This window comes from Pseudomonas sp. KU43P (genome assembly GCF_033095865.1).
In the GTDB taxonomy this organism is placed as follows: Bacteria; Pseudomonadota; Gammaproteobacteria; order Pseudomonadales; family Pseudomonadaceae; genus Aquipseudomonas.
Map to the genome: position 1 here is coordinate 1,486,856 of NZ_AP019365.1, position 26,687 is coordinate 1,513,542.

General features: G+C 61.1%; 24 protein-coding genes and 1 pseudogene. 12 read left to right on the forward strand and 13 right to left on the reverse strand.

The genetic code is table 11. The features are described from left to right. Nucleotides 1-77: 77 nt before the first annotated feature. Nucleotides 78-2,120 carry a S9 family peptidase gene (locus KU43P_RS06840; protein WP_317661753.1) on the reverse strand — a complete coding sequence of 681 codons (2,043 nt, stop codon included), beginning with the start codon at nt 2,118-2,120 and terminating at the stop codon, nt 78-80. An 82-nt stretch (nt 2,121-2,202) separates the two neighbouring features. Between KU43P_RS06840 and KU43P_RS06845 the strand changes: the two genes are divergently transcribed. From KU43P_RS06845 to KU43P_RS06855, 3 genes are read left to right on the forward strand one after another with little or no spacing between them, the layout of a single operon-like run. Then, nucleotides 2,203-2,703 (forward strand): MFS transporter, encoded by a 501-nt coding sequence (locus tag KU43P_RS06845; protein ID WP_317661755.1) that lies wholly within the window; start codon nt 2,203-2,205, stop codon nt 2,701-2,703. 15 nt (nt 2,704-2,718) lie between these two features. Continuing rightward, nucleotides 2,719-3,492, forward strand: coding sequence for a class II glutamine amidotransferase (locus KU43P_RS06850; RefSeq protein WP_317661757.1), 774 nt, complete (start codon nt 2,719-2,721; stop codon nt 3,490-3,492). A 9-nt stretch (nt 3,493-3,501) separates the two neighbouring features. Further along, nucleotides 3,502-4,023, forward strand: coding sequence for a DUF2937 family protein (locus tag KU43P_RS06855; protein ID WP_317661759.1), 522 nt, complete (start codon nt 3,502-3,504; stop codon nt 4,021-4,023). A gap of 815 nt (nt 4,024-4,838) precedes the next feature. Here the strand turns inward: KU43P_RS06855 and KU43P_RS06860 are convergent. The 6 genes and pseudogenes from KU43P_RS06860 to KU43P_RS06885 form a co-directional block, all read right to left on the reverse strand. Beyond that, nucleotides 4,839-5,261 carry a hypothetical protein gene (locus KU43P_RS06860; protein ID WP_317661761.1) on the reverse strand — a complete coding sequence of 141 codons (423 nt, stop codon included), beginning with the start codon at nt 5,259-5,261 and terminating at the stop codon, nt 4,839-4,841. A gap of 7 nt (nt 5,262-5,268) precedes the next feature. After that, complete coding sequence (locus KU43P_RS06865) at nt 5,269-5,478, reverse strand: GH-E family nuclease (protein WP_317661762.1); 210 nt, start codon at nt 5,476-5,478, stop codon at nt 5,269-5,271. A gap of 96 nt (nt 5,479-5,574) precedes the next feature. After that, a complete protein-coding gene (locus tag KU43P_RS06870) occupies nt 5,575-5,709 on the reverse strand; it encodes a hypothetical protein (RefSeq protein WP_317661763.1) in 135 nt (44 codons plus the stop codon). A 173-nt stretch (nt 5,710-5,882) separates the two neighbouring features. Then, complete coding sequence (locus tag KU43P_RS06875) at nt 5,883-6,182, reverse strand: hypothetical protein (protein ID WP_317661765.1); 300 nt, start codon at nt 6,180-6,182, stop codon at nt 5,883-5,885. Nucleotides 6,183-6,511: 329 nt separating this feature from the next. Continuing rightward, nucleotides 6,512-10,341: pseudogene (locus tag KU43P_RS06880) on the reverse strand (RHS repeat-associated core domain-containing protein); the annotation flags it as partial. 5 nt (nt 10,342-10,346) lie between these two features. Next, the gene (locus tag KU43P_RS06885; protein WP_317661767.1) at nt 10,347-10,961 is read right to left on the reverse strand and encodes a DcrB-related protein; all 615 of its coding nucleotides are present in this window, start codon (nt 10,959-10,961) and stop codon (nt 10,347-10,349) included. 505 nt (nt 10,962-11,466) lie between these two features. Here KU43P_RS06885 and KU43P_RS06890 point away from each other — a divergent pair. Further along, nucleotides 11,467-12,714, forward strand: coding sequence for an IS256 family transposase (locus KU43P_RS06890; RefSeq protein WP_317658073.1), 1,248 nt, complete (start codon nt 11,467-11,469; stop codon nt 12,712-12,714). 134 nt (nt 12,715-12,848) lie between these two features. On the opposite strand, the gene KU43P_RS06895 is transcribed toward KU43P_RS06890, so the two are convergent. Beyond that, a complete protein-coding gene (locus tag KU43P_RS06895) occupies nt 12,849-13,760 on the reverse strand; it encodes a LysR family transcriptional regulator (protein WP_317661769.1) in 912 nt (303 codons plus the stop codon). A 130-nt stretch (nt 13,761-13,890) separates the two neighbouring features. On the opposite strand from KU43P_RS06895, the gene KU43P_RS06900 reads away from it, so the two are divergent. From KU43P_RS06900 to KU43P_RS06915, 4 genes are read left to right on the forward strand one after another with little or no spacing between them, the layout of a single operon-like run. After that, nucleotides 13,891-15,177, forward strand: a complete 1,287-nt coding sequence (locus KU43P_RS06900; RefSeq protein ID WP_317661771.1) for an MFS transporter — start codon at nt 13,891-13,893, stop codon at nt 15,175-15,177. Nucleotides 15,178-15,186: 9 nt separating this feature from the next. Further along, a complete protein-coding gene (locus KU43P_RS06905) occupies nt 15,187-15,966 on the forward strand; it encodes a 5-oxoprolinase subunit PxpA (RefSeq protein ID WP_317661773.1) in 780 nt (259 codons plus the stop codon). After that, nucleotides 15,963-16,658, forward strand: coding sequence for a 5-oxoprolinase subunit PxpB (pxpB, locus tag KU43P_RS06910; protein ID WP_317661775.1), 696 nt, complete (start codon nt 15,963-15,965; stop codon nt 16,656-16,658). Before KU43P_RS06905 ends, pxpB begins: the two co-directional genes overlap by 4 nt. Beyond that, entirely contained in the window at nt 16,655-17,572 is a 918-nt protein-coding gene (locus tag KU43P_RS06915) for a biotin-dependent carboxyltransferase family protein (RefSeq protein ID WP_317661777.1), read from the forward strand. Before pxpB ends, KU43P_RS06915 begins: the two co-directional genes overlap by 4 nt. A gap of 115 nt (nt 17,573-17,687) precedes the next feature. On the opposite strand, the gene KU43P_RS06920 is transcribed toward KU43P_RS06915, so the two are convergent. The 3 genes from KU43P_RS06920 to KU43P_RS06930 form a co-directional block, all read right to left on the reverse strand. Continuing rightward, the gene (locus tag KU43P_RS06920; protein WP_317661778.1) at nt 17,688-18,866 is read right to left on the reverse strand and encodes a vWA domain-containing protein; all 1,179 of its coding nucleotides are present in this window, start codon (nt 18,864-18,866) and stop codon (nt 17,688-17,690) included. A gap of 12 nt (nt 18,867-18,878) precedes the next feature. Next, a complete protein-coding gene (locus tag KU43P_RS06925; protein ID WP_317661779.1) occupies nt 18,879-19,724 on the reverse strand; it encodes an AAA family ATPase in 846 nt (281 codons plus the stop codon). 229 nt (nt 19,725-19,953) lie between these two features. Continuing rightward, entirely contained in the window at nt 19,954-21,027 is a 1,074-nt protein-coding gene (locus tag KU43P_RS06930) for a DUF748 domain-containing protein (RefSeq protein WP_317661780.1), read from the reverse strand. 131 nt (nt 21,028-21,158) lie between these two features. Between KU43P_RS06930 and cysK the strand changes: the two genes are divergently transcribed. The 4 genes from cysK to KU43P_RS06950 all read left to right on the forward strand — a co-directional run bounded on the left by cysK (nt 21,159) and on the right by KU43P_RS06950 (nt 24,561). Beyond that, nucleotides 21,159-22,133 (forward strand): cysteine synthase A, encoded by a 975-nt coding sequence (gene cysK / locus KU43P_RS06935; protein WP_317661782.1) that lies wholly within the window; start codon nt 21,159-21,161, stop codon nt 22,131-22,133. Nucleotides 22,134-22,305: 172 nt separating this feature from the next. Beyond that, nucleotides 22,306-23,241, forward strand: coding sequence for an aspartyl/asparaginyl beta-hydroxylase domain-containing protein (locus tag KU43P_RS06940; RefSeq protein ID WP_317661783.1), 936 nt, complete (start codon nt 22,306-22,308; stop codon nt 23,239-23,241). 162 nt (nt 23,242-23,403) lie between these two features. Continuing rightward, complete coding sequence (locus KU43P_RS06945) at nt 23,404-23,565, forward strand: hypothetical protein (RefSeq protein WP_317661784.1); 162 nt, start codon at nt 23,404-23,406, stop codon at nt 23,563-23,565. Nucleotides 23,566-23,679: 114 nt separating this feature from the next. Continuing rightward, nucleotides 23,680-24,561, forward strand: a complete 882-nt coding sequence (locus tag KU43P_RS06950; protein WP_317661786.1) for a DMT family transporter — start codon at nt 23,680-23,682, stop codon at nt 24,559-24,561. Between the two features lie 6 nt (nt 24,562-24,567). On the opposite strand, the gene KU43P_RS06955 is transcribed toward KU43P_RS06950, so the two are convergent. Then, complete coding sequence (locus KU43P_RS06955; protein WP_317661787.1) at nt 24,568-25,038, reverse strand: DUF4265 domain-containing protein; 471 nt, start codon at nt 25,036-25,038, stop codon at nt 24,568-24,570. A gap of 160 nt (nt 25,039-25,198) precedes the next feature. Next, nucleotides 25,199-26,428 (reverse strand): hypothetical protein, encoded by a 1,230-nt coding sequence (locus KU43P_RS06960; RefSeq protein ID WP_317661789.1) that lies wholly within the window; start codon nt 26,426-26,428, stop codon nt 25,199-25,201. Between the last annotated feature and the right edge of the window lie 259 nt (nt 26,429-26,687).

Sequence of the window (26,687 nt, forward strand, 5' to 3'; positions counted from 1 at the left end):
CGCTGACCCTGTGGGAGCCGGCTTGCCGGCGATAGGGCCATCAGCACTTGCGAAGCTATGACAACAAAATTCGCGTTTTACACCACACCCAGCTCATTGAAGACAAACGCGTATTCCAGCGCCACATCGCGCAGCCCCTGGTAGCGCCCGCTCATGCCGCCGTGGCCGGCCCCCATCTCGGTCTTGAGCAGCAACAGGTTGTTGTCGGTCTTCAGTGTGCGCAGGCGAGCCACCCACTTGGCCGCTTCCCAATACTGCACGCGGCTGTCGTTGTAGCCGGCGACCACCAGCATGGCCGGGTAAGCCTGGGCCGTGACGTTCTCGTAGGGCGCGTAGGCCTTGATCCGCTCATACACTTCAGGCGCTTGCGGGTTGCCCCATTCGTCGTACTCGGTGACGGTCAGCGGCAGTTCGGGGTCGAGCATGGTGTTGAGTACATCGACGAACGGCACTTCGGCAATGGCGCAGCGGAACAGTTCGGGCCGCTGGTTGAGCACCGCGCCCATGAGCAGGCCGCCGGCGCTGCCGCCACTGATGGCCAGGCGTTCGGACGAGGTCACGCCCTGGGCGATCAGGTGTTCGGCGCAGGCGATGAAGTCGCTGAAGCTGTTGTGCTTGTGCTCCTGCTTGCCGGCGCGGTACCAGGCTTCGCCCAGCTCGCCGCCGCCGCGCACATGGGCGATGGCAAAACCCACGCCGCGTTGCAGCAGGCTCAGGCGGGCATGGGAGAACCACGGGTCGAGGCTTTCGCCATAGGCACCGTAACCGTACAGGTACAGGGGCACCGTCTGGCCCTGGTCCTGCTTGCGACGTACCAGGCTGATCGGCACCTGGGTGCCATCGGCGGCGGTGGCCCACAGGCGCTCGCTGACATAATCGTCGGCGTCGAAATCACCCAGCACCGGGGTTTGCTTGAGCACGGCCTGCTCGCCTGTGGCCAGGTCCAGCTGGCGCACCTGAGCGGGGCGGTTGAGCGCTTCATAACGCAGGCGCACGCGGCGGCTGGCGAATTCCAGGCTGTCCTGCACATACAGGCTGTAGGCGGCGTCGGGCAGTTCCACACGGTAGCTGGCAAGGCCCTGCGGGCGCACTTCGATGATCGGCAGGCCGCCTTCGCGCAGGCTCAGGGTAAGGGCGCTGGCATTCAGGCTGAGGCCTTCGAGCATCACATCGTCACGGTGTGCCACCATTGGTTGCCACTGCGCACGGGCGGGCACCTGATCGGCCGGGGCGTGGTAGAGCGCGAAGTTGATGCCGTCCTGGTTGGTGCGGATGAACCAGCACCATTGGCCGTCGAGCTGGCCATGGTCGGGGAAGTATTCGTGGCCTTCCATCCGCGGTGCCAGGCAGGTGAAATCGGCCTGGGGCGTGTGGGCATCGAGCACCCAGGCTTCACTGGTGGTCTTGCTGTTGAGCAGCAGCACCAACTGCAGTTCGGAGCTTGCGCGGTAGCAGTGCAGGAAGAAGCGACCGTCGGGCTCTTCGAACACGGTCTGCGCGTCGGCTTGGCCCAGGGTGTGGCGACGCAGGCGCCAGGGGCGGTGGGTGTCGTCCAGTTCGGCGAAGAACAGCGTCTGGTTGTCGTTGGCCCAGGTCAGGCTGCCGTCGCAGTCGTCGAAGGGCAGGGTGATCAGCGCGCCGCTGGCCAGGTCCTTGACGTACAGGGTGTAGATTTCGTCGCCACTGGTGTCGAGGCTGTAGGCCAGCAGGCGGTGGTCGGGGCTGATGCTGAAGGCGCCCAGCGACAGGAAGCCACCATTGGCCAGGGCGTTGGGGTCGAGCAGCAGCTGCTCCTGGCTTTCGTCCACGGTGTTGGTGTCGTCCGCCGGGCGCGGGCAACGGTAGTGGCGTGGGTATTCGTCGCCCGCCGTGGTGCGGGTGTAGTACAGGTACGGGCCCCAGGGCGAAGGCAGCGACAGGTCGGTTTCCAGGATGCGGCCCTTGATTTCTTCGAACAACTGTTCGCGCAGGGGCGCCTGGTCGGCCAGGCAGGCTTGCTGGTAGGCGTTTTCGGCCTGCAGGTAGTCGAGCACTTCAGGGGTGTCGCGCTGTTGCAGCCAGGCGTAGGGATCGGCGGCCTGATCCTGGCGGGCGATGGGGGGCTGGAGCGCGTTGGGCATCGGGGATCTCTTGGCTGGGGGGCGCCTGCGCCCGGAAAAGTGTTTATCATAGGCATCTCTTTGCCTGGCTTGCACGATCACCATGACCGAGAACGACTATACCCTCGCCTGGGGCCTCTACGCCGTGGCCGCCCTGGGCTGCCTGTGGGTGGGTTTCAAAATCACCGGCTGGATGTGGCGTTGGCTGCGTGAGCCGCTGCGGGTGATCCTGGCGGTGCTGCTGCTGACCCCGACCGTGGTCGACCCGGCCAAGGATGCCGTTGCCCCGGCCATCGCCATCACCGCCCTGGACCTGGCCTTCAAGGTCGGCAACAACGCCTGGCGGGCAATTTCCGACTTTGCCATGTACGGCATGATCGCCTTTGCGGTGTACGCGCTGTTCGTGCTGCTGCGCTGGCCGCTGGAAAAACGCGCCCGCGAGCGCCGCGAACAGGCCGAGGCCAGCGCCCAGCGCCAGGCCGCCGAGGACGCCCGGCTCGATGCTGGTGCGCCGTTGGCTGCCGAGCGCCACGACCGCTACCGCGATGACCTGCCGCCCGCCGCGCCCTCTGGCGGCCGTGGCCGGGTCGAGCCCCGTTTGTAAGCGGAGACTGCGAACATGTGCGAACTGCTGGGCATGAGCGCCAACGTCCCCACCGACATCGTCTTCAGCTTCACCGGCCTGATGCAGCGCGGCGGGCGAACCGGCCCGCACCGTGATGGCTGGGGCATCGGTTTCTACGAAGGCCGCGGCCTGCGCCTGTTCCAGGACCCTGCCGCAAGCAGCGAGTCGGAAGTGGCCAACCTGGTGCAGCGCTACCCGATCAAGAGCGAGGTGGTCATCGGCCACATCCGCCAGGCCAACGTCGGCCGGGTGTGCCTGTCCAATACGCACCCGTTCGTCCGCGAAATGTGGGGCCGCAACTGGTGCTTCGCGCACAACGGCCAGCTCGGCGACTTCAAGGGCGAGGCGACCTTCTACCGGCCCATCGGCGACACCGACAGCGAGGCCGCCTTCTGCGACCTGCTCAATCGCATCCGCGCTGCCTTCCCGGAGCCTGTCGAAGTGGAACAGCTGCTGACGGTGCTGGTCGAAGCCTGTGCCGAGTACCGCGGCAAAGGCGTGTTCAACTGCCTGCTCAGCGACGGCGACTGGTTGTTCTGCTTCTGCTCGACCAAGCTGGTCCACATCACCCGTCGCGCGCCTTTTGGTGCCGCACGGTTGAAGGATGTCGACCTGATCGTCGACTTTCACACCGAAACCACCCCCAATGACGTGGTGACGGTGATCGCCACCGAGGCCTTGACCGAGAACGAGACCTGGCGGCGCTACGAGCCCGGCCAATGGGGTTTGTGGCGGCACGGAGAATGCGTTTCGCAAGGCCAGAGCTAAGGACGCTGCATGTTCAGAAGTTACCTGCGGTTGCTGCTGTTCACCTTCGGCCTGCTGGCCGGTATCCAGGTCCCCGGGCTGGTCAAGGACTATAGCCAGCGGGTCGAGGCGCACTTGTTCGAATCGCGCCAGGCGCTCGATGGCTTCAAGCAGACCGCCGAACGCTTCTTCAAGGGCGACCTGCAGGCGCTGGTGCGGCATTACCGCAGCAGTGACGACCCGGTGTTCAACAGCGATGCCAACAGTATCGAGAGTCTGTTGATACGTAATCAGCTGCTGGAGAACGAGTGGCAGGCGCTGCAGGGGTCGTGGGTGACGACGACCTGGCATGTGCTGGTGCAGCCGGATCCGCAGTTGCGCGAAGAGACGCTCAAGGGGTACAGCTATCAGATTCTGCTGGTACCCGAGGCGATAGGCTGGGGCGTTGGGGCAGGGTTTGTGCTGGCGTTTGTGGTCGAGAGCCTGTTGCTGGGGATTGGCTGGGTGCTTTTGGGTGGGCGGCGCAAGGCAGTTAAGGAGAGCTGGCGTTGATGGACGATGACTAGGCTTTTGCTAGCGCTCTGTGGCCTGGGATTCTGACCTTAGTTCATATAGGGCTTGCTCAAGGCTGCTCACATCTGATCGATCACCGTCGCGATCATTCTTGCGAAGCCAAACGGGTGCTCTAATATAAAGAGCCCGTACCAAAGATGTTACAACCCTTAATTTATCAACTTGGCCAAGCAACAAAAACTTAAACTTATCGAAGTTTGATGGAGTTCAGGAAATGGTTCGGTTGGTGTGTGGGGGTAGTATGTTCTCGCTAAAACATTCTTGTGCTCTTCATTTTCGGCAGGTTGCGCGCACAAAGTATGGCGCTTGACGTTCTCGTAAAAGTCGTGATCATTGCGTGCTACACTTTGATTTTAATTCCGCGAGTGGCATTACTTTCAATTAACATCTTAACGCGAGCGGTGACTACGATTGTGGTACTTTCTCCTTGCGCTCTTACGGTATCGCTAGAAAGCTCCAGATCATGCTTTAAAACGATTTTGGTACGCCATTGTTGGCCATCGGGTAAGCAACTAGGCAAGGCTCGCTTACAGAATTGCTCAAATCGAGCGCGAACAGCGTCATTGATGATGGCGCTTTATTTTAATAATTCAGGGTCTTCGCCCGTAAGAACCCTGGTCTTAAGCCAGTAGCTTTCTGGGTAGTCATCTTAAATGTATTGTATGAAGTTTCCGGTCATATCGTGATGGTTCGCCATTTGTCGTTGAAGCTCAGGATACCCTTTCTGTTTGTTTTTCATGTCTAATTGTAAATAATCAAATGAAGCTTTTGAGCAGGTTTGTGTGGCTTTGTTTCTAGAGGCCTTTAAGAAAAGCCAAGTATTTTTTATCGAAGCCTTGGAAAGCTCTATCTCCACCCATGACGAACGCTTTCTTGAGCAGCTCTTTAGCGTGATCATTTTCATGCAAGCCAAGATAGGACGCACCCAAAATTATTAAGCTCGAAGTTTCGCGTGGGGGCTTGGTCTCAACTGCCACAAGCGCCCAATCTTTTGCGGTTTTGAAATCACTTGTCTTGAGGGACAGGCCAGACATACATTTGGCAATCCAATGAGAGAGGTCCCAGGCGTTTTGGGGAGCAGGGAGCATGCTCCAAGATGCTTTGTATTTTTCAAAGGCTTGACTGAATTTTCCAGATTCTTCGTATTCATTCCCTTCTTCTATTGTGGCAACAATTTTTTTAGATAGCTGCAAATTAGTTTCTGATAGTTCTTTCATAAAGTTCTCAGTAGCTGAAGCTTTCGTGTGGTCCAATGATTCTATCTGGAGATTTATATAATTCTATCAATTTCGCTCCTGCTGATCTGTTGTGCGAATAATGTTCTAGTTCGTAGTTTTTTGGATCCAGCATCCATTTCCGAACCTCTTTGGATTTGGCACCAAAGAAGCCACCCCGCTCATTCCAGTATGTTACAGCATCACGCTTATGTGCCATGTCTGCTTCCCGAATGGGTACCATTGTCTATCACTCAGGCTTTTGAATTCCATTGCATCACCTTTACCTCGAATTCGACCCTCATCTCTCATTCTTTCAATTACCAATTTCCCAGTTTTGCTGGTCTTGCCCGTCGGCCTGATGCGCATCGCGGGTGATCGCAGCCAAACTGACATTACCCTTCATGATGTAAGTTATCGGTCCAATATCTTCATGAATTTGCTTTCCCATCGGAAATTCAAGATGATCAGGGATGCCTTGATGGTCCTACTTGATCCAGTGCTTTTCCGGGTAGCTCACGGAAGGAATCAAAATCTTCATTGATAAGCACCTCTTATCGAATTTTGTTTGGTTTTATTTGTTGCACCTAATCCTTGGTGATTATCACATGCACTTGCATGGGTTCAGTTTGGAATTGTCAATAAAGCTTCTTCAGTTCGCGCTCTTAACTCTGTAAGGTTATGAGCGACCGCCGAATAGGTAGGGTTTTCCCAGTCGAAATTTTTCACAACTACTGCAAAGAAATTTCCGCGCAGATCGAAGGATGGCCGCCATCCAATATCAAGGATATATCCGTTGGGGAATTCGACTTGCAACATGTCTTCTTTGAGTTCGTCAGCGTGGAGTTCAAGTGCTTCTGTTTCTGGAAGATTGAAATCATCAAACAAAACTTTTCCGTTTTTTAAGTCAAGATTAGGTATCATGTTTTTGTCAGTCTCAAGAATTCATTAAGTGAAATTGGATGTCCGTGTATCGTCCCTGCGCTTTCTTCTACGCGTATCCATTGGCTGGATTTTCCTTCACTAGCTCCTATAATCTCATGCATATCCTTTACCTTCCAGGGTTTGCCATTGGTGACCTGCTGACCAACCGAATGAACGTGGCGCTCCAGTAGTTCGATGTCTGTTCCTGGTTTGTACTTTGCGGGTCCCGTTTTGGTTGATTCAATAACTGATTTCCAGCTCGCATTTTTTGGGGCCGCATGTTTATATCCATGGGGAGTCCATTGAGGCGGTTTTGTTAGCGAGCATGGAGATAGACCTAAGCTGTCGCTCCAGCCCAAAGGGTTAGAGGCGTATTGGTAAAAATTGATGCTGCCTGCTAGTCCAATTGGGTCTTGAGTAATGAACCTTCCAATATTTTGATCGTAGTATCTGAACGTATTGAAGTGTAGCTCTGTTTCTAAGTCGAAGTATTGCCCTTGAAATCGAAGGTTCTGTTGAATTTTACTGGTTGACAGATGCTCTATTGCACCCCACGAGCGGTAAGCGGCTTGCCATACAATTTCGCCTTCGCGTGTGCTTAGCTCTAGCGGCGTTCCGATCTGGTCGTTATGGAAATAGTATATTTCTTGCTTTTTACCTTCAGCGTTGTCCACACGCGCCAACGGCGCATAGCTACCCGGCTCATACAGATACAAGATGCTCTGCCCAGGCATCTCCTCACGCAGCATCCGTAATCCTTGCCAGAGGAAGCGCTTCTGTTCCACCACTCCATCGATTTCCGCATGCTTGGCCACTCGCCGCCCCAGGCTGTCATACCGATAGTGCCCAGTACGCTCAAGCCGACCCTCAACCCAGGTCTCTGCCCGAACCAATCGGTTCTCGCAGTCATAGGCAAAATGCTGCAGCTTGCTGTGCCCGGAGCTCTTCTCGATCAAGTTGCCCCAGGGGTCATAGCGATACTCGTGGTTCTGCCAGTTCGGGATCCGGTTGTCCCTGACCTTGGCGAACCGCCGCGCATTGAAGTCCAGGCGATTACCGGCCGGGTCGTAACGAAATTCCTCGCTGCCTACCAGTGAGCCGGTATCCCGGCTGCGCAACCGGCCATTGGCTTCATAGTCGTACTTGATCTCGCCGCGAAGCTTGTCCAGCGTGCGGGTCAACTCACCCGCGGGGTCGTACTGGTATCGCCGGTGGATCGGGTTGTAGGCATGTTCCACCAGCAGTGATGTGTGGATCCCAGCGTTGTGCACCTGGGAGAGTTTGTCGGCGGGTAAGGTCGACGCGAACTGCCAGGCCTTGCGCCCCATGGCGTCATAGCCGAAGCAACTGGTCAGCTTGCCCTGGGTCCGGTACACCTCGCGGTGCAGGTCGTCGCGCTCGATATCGCTGATCACCTGGCCGTCCAGGTTCAACTGGTGCAGGTGACCGCTGCCGTAGTACAGGTGGTTGAGCTTGCGCCCGTCCGGCAGGGTGAGGGTGGTCAGATTGCTCAGCAGGTCATATTCGTAAGCCAGGACGCCCTCGGCGGTGATTTCCTGCGTCAGGCGGCCGAGCAAGTCGTAGCGGTATCCCAGCGTCTCCTCGGTGACGCCGAGTTGCTTGCCGATGCCGCTTGGCGTGCGCCGGATGCTCAACAGGCGGTCCGCGTCGTCGTAGTCGAATGCCTGATGCGCATCGCGGGTGATCTTGGCCACAAGACGGCCAATCGCATCGCGCTCGAACAGCGTATGACGCTCGGGTTGCTCGGCGTTTTCGCCGTAGCCGGTCTCATCCAGTCGAATCAGGTGGCCGCCGGCGTTGTAGCTGAAGCGCCGGGTCAGGTTGTCCACCCGCACTTCTTCGATCAGCCGGTCCGATGCGTCGTAGGCGAAGCGATAGCTCGCATGGTTTTCGTTGACCAAGGCCGTCAGCCTTAGCGCCTTGTCGTACTCGTAGCGAACGAACGCCCCTTCGGCGTCCTGGCGATAGCTGGGGAGGCCACGCGAGGTCCGCTGCAAGCGCGTGATCTGGCCTTTACCGTCAGTGTGGCTGAGCACCTGCCCGAGGTCGTTGTAGGTAAAGGTTTCTGCCGAACCGTCCGGGTGATTGATGCGCAGCACTTCACCGTCGGGCTTGCGCTCCAGCATGGTGGTGTTGTTCAGCGCGTCGGTGACGGCGACCAGATGTTGGCGTTGGTCATAGCGGTAGTAGGTGCTCTTGCCTGAACAGTCCTGATAGCGCTCGACCTGGGCGTAGGCGTTCCACCACAGGTACTTGGACTTGAAGGTTGGATCGATGATCGTGTGGGGGAGGCCATCGTCGCCGTTGAGGTACTCGGTCTTGTGACCCAGCGCGTCGAAGTCGGCGATCAGGTTGCCCTTGTCGTCGTAGCGGGACTTCCACACGCTGCCATCCGGGAAGCGGGTTTCGGTCACCAGCGGCGTGGCGAAATGGTGCTTGTAGCGCAGGGTGCGGCCGAGCGGGTCGGTTTCTTCGATCAGCCTGGAAAGGTCGTCGTGCTTGAACGCCAGATGGTTGCCATCCGGCAGTTCGATGCCGGCGATATTGCCGAAGGCATCCAGGGCGATTGTGTAGCGTTCGCCGCCGAAGTCGCGGCTGGCGACGATGCGGTTGTCTTCGTTGTACTGGATCTGCAGTTCGCGGCCCAGCGCATCGGTGGCCCAGCTGGTTCGGGCAGCCGTGTCATAGCGCAAGTGGTAGTGCTCGCCGTCGCTGGTCGAATGTTCGACCACGCGCCGCTGACCCTCGACCTCAGCCCAGCGGTACTCGCAGATCAGGCCCAGGGCATTGCTGTGGCGGTCCATGAGGCCATCGGCGTAGCCGAAGGTGCGGGAGGTATCGCCGTTGCGGTTGGTGACGTGGACCAGTTGGCCTGCGCTGTCGTAGCGATACTGCACGAGGGTTTCGACGGCAGCATCGTCAACGATGCGCTTGACCGATGTCAGGCGGCCGAAAGGGGCCTCGTAGTGCAGGTGCAGCCGTATCCCGCCGGGTGCGCTGATGTCGGTGAGGCAACCGTCGGCGTTGCGGGTGAGGTGCAGGTAATGGCCCAGGGCGTTTTCCAGGCGCTGCAGGGGCACTTCACGGTTGTCGTTGGGCACTTCGCCGAAATAGAAGAACAGGTTGTCGAGGGTCTGCAGGATGTAGTGCCCACCGAGGGTGCGGACCAGCGTCAGTTGCTCGTGCGGGTTGTAAATGCGCTCACCCGGCTCGACATCGACGAAGGGAAGGCTGCGACCCTGGTTGTCCTTCAGGTACACGAAACAGCCTTGCGGCGCAGGCTCTGTTCCCAGGGCAAGGTCCAGCCACGCCCGAGCACGCTGCCGGTATCCAGGTCACTGGCGTAGAACCGTGACCATTCGATGGGCATGAGGCCGGGGATGACGAAATCGGTTTCGTCCGTGAGTACCTTGCGCCCGCAGGTGAGATCCACCGGGTTGCCGAGCAGCCCGCCCAGGGCGCGCTCCACGGCAGGGCCGATGATGTAGCGGCCTGCCAGGTAGCTGCCGGCGATGGCCAGCCCCACTTGCAAGGCACAGGGCCTGGCGGCCTTGAGGCCGGCCTGCAGGCCCATGGTCGCGACGTTGAACACCGAGCGGCCCATCGAGGCCACGACCATCAGCACATCGACGGTGACGCGCAGCTCGTCCGGCACCTCTTCGCTGACCTTGAGGTAGCGCTGGGTGCCGCCACCGATGAACACGTTGTTCGAGCCACTTGCGATCGTCGCGCCGCAGGTCAGCTTGTCACCCTTGCGCGCCGCTGCGACGCCGTTGATGAAGACATTGCCGGAACCCTCCGCAACCTGCACCGGCGCCGGGTGCTGCTCGCACACCGCGGTGCTTTGCACGACATGTGCGGCATTGCGGCCATTGATGAAGACGTTGGGTGAACAGCCAGGTCGCTCGATCTGTCCGGCGGGTGAGCCAAAGGTCGAGCCGAACTCTTCGCCCAGCTTGGGCAGGGCGCTGGCACCCAGGCCGATGACCATGGCCAGCAGAATGCTGCCGAACCCGGCCGTGCAGATGATGAACGAGGCGGCGGCAACCATGGCCAGCCCGGCCACGGCACCCGCCAGGAACCCGGTCAGCGCCGAGGTGTGCTCGATATCGTCGCCCCAGCGTGCTGCTTCGAACATGGCGCCTACTCCTGGGCAACTGCGGGGGCGCAGGTGATGTTGGCGACCATCGCATCGAAGGTGATCAACCAGCTGGCCAACGCCTCCTGGTCGGGGTCGACGATCGTGGAGAGGGTGAGCGCCTGTGCTTGCTGGCCGACGCTCTCGGGGACCAGCAGCATCACGGCCTGGCAGTGCCGTGCCTCATCGGCGTTACAGAAGTGGTAATCCAGGCGCAGCGCGTCGTGACCGGCGAAGCTGCAGGCCTGCTTGCGGATGAGGGTGATTTCGGTGTGGCGCTGGCGTGCCTCTGCCAGGTGCTGTTCGAGCACTCGTTCGAGTGTCTGTCCCTGCGCAAGGGGACTGCGTTGCGTATGCAGGGTGACCTGATGCTGCCCGACCTGAAGTGTCGTGGTGCAAACGCGCAGCTCAAACCCTGGTGGCATGGACAGGCGCAAGCCGGCAAGGGTCAGTTCGTTGCGGTCGGGAACCAGTGGCAGCGGTCGGGCACGTTCTGCCAGTTTTGCGGCTTGCAAGGCCGCTTCAGCAGCGGCGTCACGTTCCGCCTGTTCCCTGGCCGCCTTTTCAGCGGCTTCACGCTTTTCTGAAATGCGGTCGTAGAGGCTGGTTCTTCTGATCATGGCCGGCCGCCTTGTCTGACAGAGACGAGGCGGCCATGTGCTGCAGTGCGCATGGCAAAGGTATCTCCCTGATAATTTGGCTAGCCCGCTAGTGCGGTGCTCCTTGCTCTGGCCTTGGACCGCGCAGAGTTAATACCCGGGAAAATTGTGCTGTCAATGCGCTGCGCCCCAGAGAAATCAGGGGTCTCAGCCCTGTTAGGTGATGGCAGATTGCTTCATGAGGGCAATGTTGGCGGGGTGGCGGGAGGTAGCTGAGCCCTTGACCCATCGGGTCTGCAGATAGGCGAGTGGAAACCTGCAGGGCCTGTGAGCGAGGGGCATGTGAACAAGTTGTAAACGTTTGTGGCGATGGATCAGTTTCAGAAGTTTCCGTAGGAAGAGTTACTGAGTTGGCGTATTCCAGTTCCGTCAGGTTCGGCCCTATCGCCGGCAAGCCGGCTCCCACAGAGACCTGAGGGTGTCAGAAATTTTGTGTTCGGGCATAACATGAGTAAGAGGTGCATGTATGCCAACCAAAAAGAAACCCCTGCGTGACCTGCCCAAAATCCCCAAAGAGCTGCTGGAGCAGTTCGGTGAGGGCCTGATGACCGCAGAAGCTATCGAGGATGCCTCTGCGGCGTTCAAAAAGGCCTTGATCGAGCGTGCTCTGCATGCCGAGCTTGGTCACCACCTGGGTTATCCGCCGGGCGCGCAGCGCCCAGAGGATGAAACCAACCAGCGTAACGGCAAGAGTGGCAAGACGGTTTTGACCGGCGATGGCCCGCTGCGGCTGGAAATTCCTCGTGATCGAGACGGCAGTTTTGCGCCCATTCTGATCCCTAAGCACGAACGGCGGTACACCGGTTTCGATGACAAGATCATCGCCATGTACGCCCGTGGCATGACGGTCAGAGAGATCCGAGCGTTTCTGTCCGAGCAGTATGGAACCGACGTTTCGCCCGATTTCATCAGCTCTGTGACAGACGAGGTCATGGAAGAGATTGGCGCGTGGCAACAGCGGCCATTGGAGCCGATGTACCCGGTCATTTTCTTTGATGCGCTGCGGGTGAAAATTCGCGAAGAAGGCCTGGTGCGCAACAAGGCCATTTACCTGGCTTTGGGCGTTCTACCCGACGGGACGCGCGATATCTTAGGCATCTGGATCGAGAACACCGAGGGTGCGAAGTTCTGGATGAAGGTTTTTAACGATCTCAAGACGCGTGGTGTCGAGGATGTGCTGATTGCCGTGACCGATGGCCTCAAAGGCATGCCAGAGGCTCTCAGCGCCGTGTTTCCAGAAACGACGCTGCAGACGTGCATCGTGCACCTGATCCGCAACAGCCTCGACTACGTGGCTTGGGACAAGCGCCGGGCACTGGCCAAGGCGTTGAAACCGATTTACCAGGCCATCAATGCAGAAGCGGCTGAGCAGGCATTGGATGAGTTTGAAAACGGACCCTGGGGCAAACAGTATCCAACGGTCGTGGCAGCCTGGAGACGCGCCTGGGATCGAGTGATTCCCTTCTTTGTCTTCCCACCTGCCATCCGCAAAGTGATCTACACCACCAACGCTATTGAGAGCATCAACGCCCAGCTACGCAAAATCATTAAAACTCGGGGGCATTTCCCGAACGATGAAGCAGCCACCAAGCTGATCTGGCTGGGGCTGCGGAACATCACGGCAAACTGGGGCTCGGCGGCGCATGATTGGAAAAGTGCGATGAATCAATTCGCGATTCTGTACGGGGATCGGTTCATCAGGCCGACGTGGTGAAAATCGGGCCTGCCTAACGGCAGGCCATTACCGGCCCGAACACAAAAAAACTGACAGTCCCAGAGACCTCGCAGTTCACTTACCTGTGGGAGCCGGCTTGCCGGCGATAGGGCGGGACTGGCACTGGAAAACCATCAGACCAGCACAATCCTCTGCGCCCCGACATCCCGCGCGTACCGCTCCAGCACCTGCCGGCATACCCCGACCACCTCATCCACCAACGCCACCCCGGTCTGCCAGGCGACGACCAGTTCCAGGCTCGGCGGTGGCTGCAAGCCTTCGAGCAGCACCAGTTCGCCGCGGCTCAGCTCTTCACCGACCAGCGCCGGCGGCAACGCACCGATGCCGAAGCCATCGCGCAGCAGGCGGGTAATCGCCGCCACCGAGTTCACGCAGTTCAGGCGCGGGGCCTGGGCGCCTGCGGCTTGCAGCATGCTGAGCACTTCCTGGTGGGGACGCGAGTTCTTCGAGAAGGTCACGATCCGCTCGCGGGCCAGTTCGGCCAGGGACGCGTAATCGCGGTGCTGGGCGGCACCAGCAGCCACCACCCAGCCCATGGGGTAGCGCGCCAGGTCCTGGCTGCGGATCGACCGCTCACGCAACAGGTCGGTCTGCAGGATCACATCGAGAAAGCCTTTTTGCAGCTGTTCGCGCAAGTTCAGCGCGGTATCGGCGACCAGTTCGATCTCTACCTGGGGATAGCGCTCGGACAGTTCCGCCACCAGTGCGCTCATCCAGGTGTGAATGACCGTGTCCATCACGCCAAGGCGAATGCGCCCGACCTTGGCGCGGTCGCTGTCCAGCGACTGCTTCATCGCCTTGGCGGTGTCGAGCATGCGCTCGGCGTACTCCAGCACCTTGGTGCCTTCCGGGGTCAGGCTGACGCCACGTGAGTCGCGCAGCAGCAGTTTCACCCCAAGGTCCGCCTCCAGCGCGGCGATGCGGCTGGAGACCGATGCCTGGGTGGTGAACAGTTTTTCGGCAGTGAGGCGAAAGCTCTTGAGCCGGGCGACCCAGACGAAGGTTTCGAGGAAGCGAAGGTTCATGATCAGTTTTTCTTGTTCCAGACCGGCGGTTTTTCTCGTTGGACGCACGTGACGCGGGCTCTGAACAATGGTGCCCAGGCCGCGACGCCAGACGTCGCCCATAAAACAATACCAACAAGCCGAGGCAAGCATGAACCCGACCGGCGTGCAGCAGCAGGTTTCGCCCTCATCTTCCACCGGGCCTTTCGCCTGGTACCGCGACATCGACTCCCAGCAACGTCGCACCTTCTGGAGCTGCAAGATCGGCTATGGCCTGGACGGCATGGACACGCAGATGCTCAGCTTCGTCATCCCCACGCTGATCATGCTGTGGGGCATCAGCACCACCGAGGCCGGGCTGATCCACACCAGCACCCTGATCGCCTCGGCCCTTGGCGGCTGGATCGCCGGCATTCTCTCCGACCGCATCGGCCGCGTGCGCACATTGCAACTGACCGTGCTGTGGTTCGCCTTCTTCACGTTCCTTTGCGGCTTCGCCCAGAACTACGAACAACTGCTGATCGCCCGTACCTTGATGGGCTTCGGTTTCGGCGGCGAGTGGACCGCGGGTGCGGTGCTGATCGGCGAAGTGATCCGCGCCCAGGACCGTGGCAAGGCGGTCGGCATGGTGCAGTCCGGGTGGGCCCTGGGCTGGGGGGTCACGGCGATCCTCTATGCGCTGCTGTTCTCCTGGCTGCCTGCCGAGCAGGCCTGGCGTGCGCTGTTCCTGCTCGGCCTGGTGCCAGCCATCTTCGTGATCTTCGTGCGTCGCCTGGTCAAGGACCCCGAGGTGTACCGCCAGGCCAAGGCGGTGGAGCAGGTCGAAGCGCCTTCGCACTTCTACGAGATTTTCGCCCCCGGCATGCTCTGGACCACTGTGCGCGCGTCCTTGCTGACCACTGGTGCGCTCGGTGGCTACTACGCCATCACCTCGTGGCTGCCGACCTTCCTCAAGAACGAGCGCGGCCTCAGTGTGCTGGGCACCGGCGGCTACCTGGCGATGGTGATCGTCGGCTCCTACGTGGGCTACGTGATCAGCGCGTACCTGTCCGATATCCTCGGGCGCAAGAAGAACTTCATCCTGTTCGCCGTGGGTTCGTTCATCATCGTGCTGCTGTATACGCAGATGCGCGTCAGCGATGACCTGATGCTGTGGCTGGGCTTCCCGCTGGGCTTCTTCGCCTCGGGCATCTTCAGCGGCATGGGCGCGTTCCTCACCGAACTGTTCCCCACCCGCATCCGTGGTTCGGGGCAGGGCTTCTGCTACAACATCGGCAAAGTGATCGCGGCGCTGTTCCCGTTGCTGATCGGCCTGCTCAGCCAGCAGGTACCGCTGGGCCTGGGGATTGGCGGTTTTGCCGCGGTGTCTTACGGTGTGGTGATCCTGGCGGCCTTGAGCCTGCCGGAAACCCGCGGCAAGCAACTCAACGCGCGCTAAGGTAGGCACATGAACATCGACACGGGAGCACGCCAGGTGAAACGCCTGCTACTCAATTGCGACATGGGCGAAAGTTTCGGTAGCTGGCGCATGGGCCGGGATGCCGAGGTAATGCCTTACATCGACTGCGCCAACATCGCCTGCGGCTACCACGCCGGCGACCCTGGCACCATGCGCCGTACCGTGGCCCTGGCGCTTGAGCATGACGTCGCCATCGGTGCCCACCCGGCCTACCCGGACTTGGTCGGCTTCGGCCGCCGCTCCATGGCTTGCAGCAGCGAGGAAATCCGCGACCTGCTGCATTACCAGATCGGCGCCTTGCAGGGCATCTGCAAGGCCCTTGGCGCTCGTGTGGCCTACGTCAAGCCCCATGGCGCACTGTACAACGACATGATGGCCGACCCCCTCAAGCTGCGTGCCGTGCTCGAAGCCATGGCGGCTTACGACAGCAGCCTGCCGTTGATGCTCATGGCCACCGCCGACAACAGCGCCGCCCAGGCCCTGGGCAACGAGATCGGCGTGCCGCTGTGGTTCGAAGCCTTTGCCGATCGCGCCTATACCGCCAGTGGCCACCTGCAGTCACGGCGCCTGCCGGGCGCGGTGCATCACGCCCCGGCGTTGGTGGTTGAACAGGCCCTGCGGCTGGCCCGGGGCGAGACGCTGGTGGCCGACGACGGCAGCGCGGTGCGCCTGCACGCCAGCACCTTGTGCGTGCACGGTGACAACGACAGTTCGGTGGCAGCGGTGCGGCAGATTCGCCAGGCCCTCGATGGGCTGGAGCAGGCATGAAGCTACGCATCGAAGTGGTGGCGATCGACAGCCTGATGGTGCGCCTGTTCGACGCCATCGATGAAGCCAACATGCCGTGGATGCTCGCGGCCAGCCAGCGGCTGGGTGCGGCGTTCGGCGAGCACCTGCTGGACCTGGTGCCGTCCTATACCACGCTGATGGTGCAGTTCGACCTGCCGCCCAGCGAGGCGAGGGCACTGATCGTTCAAGCGTTGCACGGCTTGCAGCCGGACGCCGGAAGCGCGGGGCGTCGCCACCAGATCCCGGTGTGGTACCACGCCAGTGTCGGCCCCGAACTGCCCGTGCTGGCCGCCCGCAGCGGCTTGAGCGAGGACGAAGTGATCCGCCTGCACAGTGAGCGCGACTATCCGGTATTCGCTCTGGGCTTTGCCCCCGGCTTCGGTTTCATGGGGCTGGTGGACGAGAGGCTGGCCACACCCCGCCTGAGCACCCCGCGCAAGCGCGTGGCAGCCGGCAGCGTGGGCATCGCCGAGCGCCAGACGGCAGCCTACCCTGCGGTCTCGCCCGGTGGTTGGAACCTGATCGGGCGTACCCCCGTGCGCCTGTTCGACCGTGACCGTGAGGGTTACAGCCTGCTGCAACCCGGCGACCGGGTGCGCTTCGTGGCGGTTTCCCATGCCGAGTTCATGGCATTGGGCGGTGATGACACGGCGTTGGAGGCCGGGGCATGAAGCAGTTGACGATCGAGGCCAGCACCCCGCTGTGCCAATTGCAGGACGCCGGGCGTTTCGGCGTACGCCACCTGGGCGTGACCCAGGGCGGGGCGCTGGATTGGGTGGCGATGTACTGGGCGAATTGGCTGCTGGGCAACGCGCTGGAGGCAGCCGTGATCGAGGTGACGCTGGGCGGGTTCAGCGTGCTGGCCGAAGAGGACTGCGTACTGGCCCTGGCCGGCGCCGACCTGGATGCGCGGGTCGACGATCAGCCGCTGGCGCCCTGGCGCAGCTTCACCCTGGCCAAGGGGCAGCGGTTGACCTTGAAGCAGCCGAAGCAGGGCGTGCGCGCCTACCTTGCGGCGCCGGGCGGCTTCCACGGGGAAGCGGTACTCGGCAGTTGTGCCACCGTGGTGCGTGAAGCGCTGGGCGGTATCGATGGGCATGGCGCTGCGTTGGGCAACGGTCAGGTGCTGCGTTTCGCCGGTAGCTCGGCCGGGCAGCGAGAGGTGCCGCAAGCGCTGCGTCCGGTTTATGCGCAAAAGCCGCTGCTCGATCTGGTGATGGGCGCGCAAATCGGTGATTTCAGCGGCACCAGCCTGTTCGAGGCGTTCAACAGTGACTGGACACTGGACAGCCGGGCCGATCGCATGGGCATCCGCTTGTTGGGGCCGCAGTTGGTCTACCAGGGAGCGCCGATGATCTCCGAAGGCATTCCTTTGGGCGCGATGCAGGTGCCACCGGATGGGCAGCCGATCGTGCTGCTCAATGACCGTCAGACCATTGGCGGGTATCCGCGGCTGGGGGCGTTGACGCCGCTTGCGTTGGCGCAGCTAGCGCAGTGCATGCCAGGGGCGGCGGTGCGGTTCAAGGCGGTGGTGCAGGAAGAGGCTTGGCGGGGGCAGCAGGTGTATCTGCAGCGCTGGGGGTGAGGCTGCTGGCCCTATCGCCGGCAAGCCGGCTCCCACAGGTACACCACGATTTCAAGATGTGTGGGGTTCCTGTGGGAGCCGGTTTGCCGGCGATAGGGCCGGTACAGACTGACCGTTACTTGGACAGGTAGCGCATCCCTTCTTCCAACCCCTGCAAGGTCAGTGGATACATCTTGTCCTCGATCAAATCCCGCACCAGGTGGGTCGAGGCCGTGTAGTCCCAGGCCTGTTTCGGGTACGGGTTGATCCAGATGACCTTCTTGAATTTCTCCATGAAGCGCTGAATCCACACGTAGCCTGCCTCTTCGTTCCAGTGCTCCACGCTGCCGCCCGGCTGGGTGATCTCGTAGGGCGCCATGGCCGCATCGCCGACGAATACCACCTTGTAGTCATCGCCGTACTTGTGCAGCAGGTCGAACGTGGAATACCGCTCCGAAGTGCGACGTAGGTTGTTCTTCCACACCGACTCGTACACACAGTTGTGGAAGTAGTAATACTCCAGGTGCTTGAACTCGGTCTTGCAGGCCGAGAACAGTTCTTCGCAGACCTTGACGTGGGCATCCATCGAGCCGCCGATGTCGAACAGCAGCAACAGCTTCACCGTGTTGCGCCGCTCGGGGCGCATCTGGATGTTCAGCAGCCCGGCATCACGGGCGGTGTGGTCGATGGTGCCGTCGATATCCAGCTCCTCGGCAGCCCCTTCGCGGGCGAACTTGCGCAGCCGGCGCAGGGCCAGCTTGATGTTGCGTGTGCCCAGTTCGACCTGGTCGTCGAGGTTCTTGTACTCGCGCTGGTCCCACACCTTCACCGCCTTGCCCTGGCGCTTGCCGGCCTCGCCCACGCGGATGCCCTCGGGGTTGAAACCGCCCGAGCCGAACGGGCTGGTGCCGCCGGTGCCGATCCACTTGTTGCCGCCGGCGTGGCGTTCCTTCTGTTCTTCGAGGCGCTTCTTGAATGCTTCGATCAGCTTGTCCAGGCCCCCCAGGGACTGGATCTGCGCGCGCTCTTCATCGGTCAGCGAACGCTCGAATTCCTTGCGCAGCCAGTCTTCGGGGATCAACGCCTCAAGGTGCTGGTCGAGGTTCTCCAGGCCCTTGAAGTAGGCCGAGAACGCCCGGTCGAACTTGTCGAAATGGCGCTCGTCCTTCACCAGGATGGCCCGGGCCAGGTAGTAGAACTCGTCCATGTCGGCGAACACCACGCGCTTTTGCAGGGCGTTCAGCAGGTCGAGCAGCTCGCGTACCGACACCGGCACCTTGGCCGCGCGCATTTCATTGAACAGGTTGAGCAGCATGGCCGGCTCCTGTCAGCGGTTGCCGCGCCGGCTCATGAAGGCCAGGCGTTCGAGCAACTGCACGTCCTGCTCGTTCTTCACCAGGGCGCCGGCCAGCGGTGGAATGGCTTTGGTCGGGTCGCGCTCGCGCAGCACCGCTTCGCCGATGTTGTCGGCCATCAGCAGCTTGAGCCAGTCGACCAGTTCGGAGGTGGACGGCTTCTTCTTCAGGCCCGGCACCTTGCGCACATCGAAGAACACGTCCAGCGCCTCACTGACCAGCGATTGCTTGATGTCTGGGTAGTGCACATCGACGATCTGCTGCAGCGTGGCGCGGTCGGGGAAGGCGATGTAGTGGAAGAAGCAGCGACGCAGGAAGGCGTCGGGCAGTTCTTTTTCGTTGTTCGAGGTAATGATGATGATCGGGCGCTGCTTGGCCTTGATGGTCTCGTCGATTTCGTAGACGTAGAACTCCATCTTGTCGAGTTCCTGCAGCAGGTCGTTGGGGAACTCGATGTCGGCCTTGTCGATCTCGTCGATCAGCAGGATCACCCGCTCCTCGGCTTCGAAGGCTTCCCAGAGCTTGCCCTTCTTCAGGTAGTTGCGCACGTCATGGACCTTGTCCACGCCCAGTTGCGAGTCGCGCAGGCGGCTGACCGCGTCGTACTCGTAGAGGCCCTGGTGGGCCTTGGTGGTGGATTTGATGTGCCAGGTGATCAGGCGGGCGCCGAAGGAGGCGGCCAGTTGCTCGGCCAGCATGGTCTTGCCGGTGCCGGGCTCGCCCTTGACCAGGAGCGGGCGTTCGAGGGTGATGGCCGCGTTGACCGCCAATTTCAAGTCGTCTGTGGCGACATAGTCGCGGGTGCCTTCGAACTTCATCGGGAGTGTCCTCTGTGGGGTGCCCGTTGCGGCCCTATCGCCGGCAAGCCGGCTCCCACAGGTGCTCCACACGTCTCGAAATCTGTGGGGTGGCTGTGGGAGCCGGCTTGCCGGCGATAGGGCCAGGGCAGGCAGCGTATGTTGTCATTTGCCAACGACTATAACGCGGGCCTCGGCAGCTGGAAACGCAGACCGGCTATTCAGTCCCTGAATGGCCCGTCACACCCGCTCAGTCGGAATCGGGCGCCGACTTCTCATAACGTGCATTGAATGCCTGGATGAACCCGTTGCGCAGAATCTGCAAAAACGCTTCGAAGGCACTGATGTCCTGCTGGTGCACGCTACCGCTCAGCTCCACGCGGGTGGCGAACTGGTTCTTCGGCTGGTTCTTCAGCACCGTTTCGCTGGCCCCCACCAGCGCTTCCCACACCGATCGGAAGAAGCCCTTGTTCTTGTTTTCCACGTCCTGCTGCCAGTTGAACACGTCGACATCACGCAGCAGGGGTTTGATATAGCCGTTCAGCCGGCCATTCTCCGCTTGGGCCTCGATCACCACATCGCCGTGCCCGGCATTGAAGTCGAACTTGCCGTAGGCGCTGGCGAAGTCGTTGAGCCTGCGCAGCTCGATGCCGGTGGCGCGCAGGCGGAACTGGAAGTCGTCGAAGTCGCTGAATGGGTCAAAGGTGGCGCGGCTCTCTACCTTGGCGTCGCCCAGCAGCAACGCGGTGGCCTCGAAGCTGGCGTCGCGTCGGCCTTTCTGGTCGCGCACGTTGGTCAGGTTGCGGATGTTGGCATCCAGTTGGGTGGCCTTGAGGTCGACTGGCGGCTTGGAGTTGAAGTTGCGAAAGGTCAGGGTGCCATTGTCGATGCGCACTTCGTTGAGGGTGATGGGCAGCAGCTTTTCCAGCTGCTGGCGCCAATCGGTGCCCTGGCCGGTCTGCGAGGCCTGCTTGCTGCCACCGTCGACGAAGTTGAGCACGGGCTTGACGAAGGTGACTTCGGCCACCACGGCGTGGTCGTACCACAGCGAATGCCAGCTCACCGACAGGTCGATCAAGGGGGCATCGAGCAGCGGCACCGGCACCTTGCCGCTGGTCTTGACGATCTTCAGGCCATTGATCTTGTAGGCGCCGCGCCACCAGGCGAGGTCCACGTCGATGACCCGGCCACGATATTCGCCCATGTCGGCCAGCTTTTCGTTGAGGTAGTCGCGCACCAGGTAGGGGAGCGCCAGGTGCAAGGCCACCAGCAGCACGACCAGGCCGGCGAGGCCGAGCAGCGGCCAGCGGTAGCGAGCATTCATCGCAGGCTCTCCAAGGCAGGATGCTCGGTTGACCGCACACGCTGGCGTGGAGTTCGAACAGGCTTTACTGGCTTCGGGGGCAGGCTTACCCTTTAAGTCTTTCCCTGCTCATTCATGTCAAGGATCCTGCCATGAGCCGTATCTACGCAGACAACGCCCATTCCATCGGCAATACGCCGCTGGTGCAGATCAACCGTCTCGCCCCGCGTGGTGTGACCATCCTGGCCAAGATCGAGGGGCGCAACCCGGGTTACTCGGTGAAGTGCCGGATCGGCGCGAACATGGTCTGGGACGCCGAGAGCAGCGGCAAGCTCAAGCCGGGCATGACCATCGTCGAGCCGACCTCGGGCAACACCGGCATCGGCCTGGCCTTTGTCGCCGCTGCCCGCGGTTACAAGCTGATCCTGACCATGCCGGCCTCGATGAGCCTGGAACGGCGCAAGGTGCTCAAGGCCCTGGGCGCCGAGCTGGTGCTGACCGAACCTGCCAAGGGCATGAAGGGCGCTATCGAGAAAGCCAACGAGATCGTCGCCTCCGACCCTGCCCAGTACTTCCTCCCGGGGCAGTTCGACAACCCGGCCAACCCGGCCATCCACGAGAAGACCACCGGGCCGGAAATCTGGAACGACACCGACGGTGCGGTCGATGTGCTGGTGGCGGGTGTGGGTACCGGCGGCACCATCACCGGTGTGTCGCGCTACATCAAGCACACCCAGGGCAAGTCGATCCTGTCGGTGGCGGTCGAACCGGTTGCTTCGCCGCTGATCACCCAGACCCTGGCCGGCGAGGAGCTCAAGCCCAGCCCGCACAAGATCCAGGGCATTGGTGCGGGCTTCGTGCCGAAGAACCTCGACCTGTCGATCGTCGATCAGGTCGAAACCGTGACCGACGAAGAATCCAAGGCCATGGCCATTCGCCTGATGCAGGAGGAGGGCATCCTCTGTGGTATTTCCTGTGGTGCGGCCATGGCGGCCGCAGTGCGCCTGGCGGAGAAACCAGAGATGCAGGGTAAGACCATCGTCGTAATCCTGCCTGATTCCGGCGAGCGTTACCTGTCGAGCATGCTGTTCAGCGACATGTTCAGCGAGCAGGAAAACCAGCAGTAATCCGCCCGGCCGCTGATCCGGCGCAATACTCGGCGGCCTGGTTTATTGCAAAATCTTCATGACTGAGATCCTGCCCAGGTTGTTTTTACCTGGGCGGGATGGGTTTATGATGGCCGGATGATTTTTTTGGCAGCAGGCAGCGCTGGCCTGTTTCCATTCCAAGGAGTGTTGCATGACCTTATCCTTCCTCGCCAAGGCGGGTGTCCTGCTGGTGTTCTTCGCCAGTGTGCTGTTCGTGCACCTGCGCGGCAAGGCACGCCTGCCGGTGTTGCGCCAGTTCGTCAACCATTCGGCGCTGTTCGCGCCCTATAACACCCTGATGTACCTGTTCTCTGGCGTGCCGTCCAAGCCCTACCTGGACCGCCAGCGTTTCCCGGAACTGGATGTGCTCAAGGACAACTGGCAGGTCATCCGCGAAGAGGCCATGCGCCTGTTCGACGAGGGCTACATCCGCGCCGCCGAGAAGGACAACGACGCCGGTTTCGGTTCGTTCTTCAAGAAAGGCTGGAAGCGCTTCTACCTGAAGTGGTACGACAAACCGCTGCCGTCCGCCGAGGCGCTGTGCCCGAAGACCGTCGAACTGGTCAGTAGCATCCCCAACGTCAAGGGGGCGATGTTCGCCTTGTTGCCCGGCGGCAGTCACCTCAACCCGCACCGCGACCCGTTCGCCGGCTCCCTGCGCTATCACCTGGGCCTGTCGACGCCGAACTCCGACGACTGCCGCATCTACGTCGACGGCCAGGTCTATGCCTGGCGCGATGGCGAAGATGTGATGTTCGACGAAACCTACGTGCACTGGGTCAAGAACGAAACCGACGTGACGCGGGTGATTCTGTTCTGCGACATCGAGCGCCCACTGAGCAGCCCGTTGATGACCCGCATCAACCGCAAGGTCAGCGCCTTCCTCGGCCGCGCCACCGCGCCGCAGAACACCGATGATGAGCGCGTGGGCGGGATCAACCAGGCGTATGCCTGGAGCAAGCGCTTCAGCAACAAGATCAGCACCCGGGTGAAGCAGTTCAAGCGCGCCAACCCCAAGGCCTATCGCATTCTGCGGCCGGTACTGGCGGTGGTGGTCGCTTACCTGCTGTATCGCTGGTTGTTCTGATTGTCTGTTGCGCCCTATCGCCGGCAAGCCGGCTCCTACATGACCTGTAGGAGCCGGCTTGCCGGCGATAGGGCCCGGTCAGGCAACCCAAGGTGCAGCTATTGCCCACCACCCGATACACCGCTATAGTCCGGTGCATTCACTTCCTCGAAGACCCTGTTCATGCCAGCCATCCCTTCCACCACAAGCTTTGCCATCGCGCCAGTCGCGGGCATTGTCGTGCGTGGCAGCCAGCAGCCGGCCATGGTCAGTCATTACCCACCACCTGTCAGTGGCGTCGTAGGCGGCGTAGCTCCGCCTCTCTGCGTGGTCGTGCTGGGCTGATCGGCTTCTGGCCGCATCCCTTCGCACACGCAACCTACTGAACACGGTCGGCTACTTCCCTTACTGAAGCACACGCCCACCGTTCGGCTCATTTGCCCGAATACAGGTGCATACATGTCTGTCTTTTCCAAAGCATCCGTGGCCTCGGCGGCCACCACCAGCCTGTTCGTCCTGCTGTGGGGCAGCGGCGCAATCGTCTCCAAGCTCGGCCTGGCCCACGCCAGCCCCTTCGCCTTCCTGCTGTTGCGCTCGGCGCTGGCACTCACCGGGCTGTTGCTGATCGGCCCCTTGCTGGGCCTGCGCTGGCCGCGTAGCCGGGGGGCGATCCTGCGCGCCCTGGGTACCGGCTGCGTGCTGCTCGGTGCCTACCAGATCTTCTACCTGCTGGCGCTCGATACCCATGTCACCCCCGGCGTCATGGCCACGGTGATGGGCGTGCAACCCATCCTCACCGTGGTGCTGATGGAGCGGCAGCGCTCGTGGAGCCGGCTGTTCGGCCTTGGCCTGGGGCTGGGTGGGCTGGTGATGGTGGTCTACCAAGGCATCAACCTGGGCGGCGTGTCCCTGCTTGGCATGCTGTTCGCCTTGCTGGCACTGGCCAGTATGACCTTCGGTTCGATCCTGCAGAAACGCATCACCGACAACCCCATGGGCACGCTGCCGCTTCAGTATCTCGCAGGCTTTGCCATGTGCGCGGTGTTCGCGCCGCTGCAACCGCTGCATGTGGAGTGGAACGCCAGCTTCATCGGCGCGCTGCTGTGGATGGGCCTGGTGGTTTCGCTGCTGGCGACCCTGTTGCTGTACCGGCTGATCGCCAAAGGCAACCTGGTCAACGTCACCAGCCTGTTCTACCTGGTGCCGGCGGTGACTGCGGTGATGGATTTGCTGATCTTCGGTAACCGCCTGGCGCCACTCAGCCTGCTGGGCATGGGCCTGATCGTGGTCGGCCTGCTGTTCGTGTTCCGCAAGCCGGCGTCGCGGCTGGCCGAAGCGTAGGGCGCGCTAGCGGAATTCTTCGGGGATGGTGTGGCGCAGCACGCCTTCCTCGAAGTCGAGGGTGCCGGCTTCACGTTGGGTCAGCAGGTAGTAGAGGAGGGTGTCGAGTGTATGCGTAGGCGGCACTTCGACGGCCAGCATCCTCACGGCCTTCTCGACCTGGCTGGGGCAGCCGAAGTCCTCGAGCGCTGCACGCACCTGTTCCAGGTCGCCAGCGGCCTTGACCAGGATACGGAGCACCGACGCGCCGCCACTGTGCTGCAGGGCTGCAAACCACGACTGCTCGCCATCCTCGCGGATGCTGATGGTGTCGCCGGGAGCGATGCCATAGGCATAGAAGGGGATGCTGTCGACCTGGTAGCCAGCGTCGGTGCGTTTCGCCCAGAGGCCTTCGACCGAAGCGGGTGGGTAGCCTTGGGCATCCTGCTCCAGGCGCCAGAGCACGATCTTGTAGGCTGAGGTTTGCTCAGGGGGCATGGGGCGTTACGGGTCAGGAGGGCTGCCTATCGTAATGCGCTTTGGCTGTGTTGTCTGTACTGGCCTCATCGCCGGCAAGCCGGCTCCCACAAGGACAGCACTGACCGCCTGTAGGAGCCGGCTTGCCGGCGATGAGGCCAGTACACACAGCATCAAGATTTCAGAAGTAGTAACCGATGTTGATATTGGTCCGGTAATACCAGTCATTGCTACCCACCGAGCTGGTGCTGGTCCACCCCGTACCATTCTCCGCTCCACCAAACGGGTTGGCATTTCGTGCCCAGGTCAGGTCGACCCAGGCCATGATCGGCATGGCCAGAAACTGCGCGCCGACGGTGAACATCTGCGAGTCGTCCCAGCCATGCTTGTCCTTCATCATCCGGCTGTAGTCGGTGTACAGCTTGATCTTCTTCAACTGCCCCAGTTTCGGCGTGAACACGTCATAGCCGACGTTGAGCGCACCGATGGTCGCCTTCGAGGCAATCAGGTACGCCGGGGTCAGGCCATTGCCGCCCATCAGCACCGCATCGTCGCTGACGCCGGCCGGGTTCTTCGGGTCGTACTCATAGCGGATCGCCTGCCCTGTCACGGTCCAGGGCCCCTGGTTGAACAGTGCGTGCACGCCGCCCGCCCAGTAGTCGCCGTCATCATGGGTGGTGGCGTTGTACAGCTCGGCGGCTGCCAGGGAAGCGCCGAGCTCGGTCTTCCAGCCATCGCCGCTGAAGGTACGGGCCACGCGGGCGTTGAGCTGGTTGCGCTTTTCGTTGTCCTGGCGCGATTGCGTGAAGGGCACGGCATTGTCGTCGAGGTCGGCATAGCGGCCGACCTCCGGCGAGTAGCGCAAGCTCGAGGGCAACATGCGCGGGAAGTAACCGAGCTGCAAATCCCATTGGGCATCCTTGTAGCTGTATTTCAGCCCGGTGCCGGCGCTGACGCCATAACCCATGAAGAACGGAATGTGGTAGCTCCAGCCGAACTGTGGGTAGGGCTCCAGGCCGAATGGCTTGAACGGCGCGCCGAATTGCAGGTTGGCTTGCGGGCTGAAGCGGTAGCCGATGTAGCCGCGGTCGATGGAACGCTTGCCATCGTCCTGGAACCAGTAGCCGACATCGCTGAACAACTGGCGATGGCTGGCCTGCACGTCGAGTCGGAAGGTGTCGAAAAGGAAGCGGCCGTTGTTTTCGGTGGTGTCCCAGTGTTCGTCGCGGTAGTTGACGCGCAGCGCGCCCCCGATGTCTAGGCTGCTCTGGCCGTCGTCACTGCGCCAGGCAATGTGCGGGAAGGGCTTTTTCGCGGTGGGTGGCTGGTCCGGGGCCGCGGGGCCGGGTTCGGAGGCGAAGCTTGTGCAACTGCCGAGAATGAGACCGAGGCTTATCACATATCTGTTCATGCCGTGCCCTGCAAGGTTGGGTGGTTTTCCGCAGGCAAAGGGGGAGCGTCGCCCTGAGTTGCGGGTTTATTGTTTTATGGGTGATATGTTGTTTTACGCAGGGAATAGAGCAGGTTCTGTGCCAAGCACTTCGATTAATAAAATAGTGAGTAAAAACAATTATTTATATTTGAAACAAAGCAGTTTGTGCCGTATCTGGAACGGGCCGAAAGTTGGGTTACCGTTATGCCCACTTGTTGTGCAAGTGTGCCTTTGTTTG